Raw genomic sequence first — 918 nt, 5'->3', positions numbered from 1 at the left:
GGTGACGAGTTGCTCCACGACAAGACGGCCGAGCTGTCCTGTTGCTCCGGTCACGACGATCATCGAACGCCCCTTCCATTATCAGTGGAAACGAATTGTCGTTTCCGGCGATAACTTAGCGGCCGTTAACGCCGTTATCAAGTCGCTGTTATCGGCGGTCCAGTGGCCGCGTGTTATTCCAGCCCCATGAAGGACCGCGAGAAGGTCGCTGCGGAAGACGCCGAGGGCCCCGATGTGCGAGCGCGCATCATCGCCGCCGCCGCGGAGCTCATCTCCTCCGGAGGTCCGGATGCCGCGACCACGCGTGCAGTGGCCGCCGCCGCGGGTGTGCAGGCGCCGACCCTCTACCGGCTCTTCGGCGACAAGCGCGGCCTCCTCGCCGCCGTCATCGAGCACGCGATGACGAGCTACGTGTCGAAGAAGTCCGCGCGCGCACCGCACCCCGACCCGCTCCAGGACTTTCGCGATGGCTGGGACATGCACGTCGCGTTCGGCCTCAGCCATCCAGGGCTGTTCGCGCTCATGAGCAGCGACCCGGCGCTGGCGTCGCAGCCCTCCGCTGTCGGGGACGGGGAGGATGTCCTGCGGCGGCGCATCCGGAACATCGCGCTCGCGGGCCGACTGCGGGTCAGTGAGGAGCGGGCGCTCGGACTCGTGGTGTCGATGGGCACCGGGGCCGTGCTCACGCTCCTGCGCCAGCCCGAAGGACAGCGCGACCTCGGACTCTCCGAGGCCGCGCGCGAGGCGACCGTGGCGGCCATCACGAGCGAGGCGGCGACACCGGCGAACGCGGAGGTCCGCGCGGTGGCCGCGGCGCTGCGTGCCTCCCTGGACAGGATCCGTGTCCTCTCCAAAGGCGAAAGCCTGCTGTTGAGCGAACTGCTCGAGCGCATCGCGGACGCCGAGTGACTCGCATCG

1 protein-coding gene is annotated in these 918 nt (G+C 68.8%); it reads left to right on the top strand.

What is annotated here, in order from left to right; all coding sequences use genetic code 11:
- Positions 1-186: 186 nt before the first annotated feature.
- Positions 187-909, top strand: coding sequence for a TetR/AcrR family transcriptional regulator (locus D7V88_RS41640; RefSeq protein WP_120545973.1), 723 nt, complete (start codon positions 187-189; stop codon positions 907-909).
- The last annotated feature ends 9 nt before the right edge of the window (positions 910-918 follow it).

Origin of the sequence: Corallococcus terminator, assembly GCF_003611635.1 — a bacterium.
Classification (GTDB): Bacteria; Myxococcota; Myxococcia; order Myxococcales; family Myxococcaceae; genus Corallococcus; species Corallococcus terminator.
The sequence above is the reverse complement of the archived record's forward strand: the minus strand, read 5'-3'. Positions and strand labels throughout refer to the sequence as shown.

Excerpts from the sequence above, each read along its gene's own strand:
- D7V88_RS41640 (WP_120545973.1), top strand. The coding sequence starts at position 187 with ATGAAGGACCGCGAGAAGGTCGCTGCGGAAGACGCCGAGGGCCCCGAT.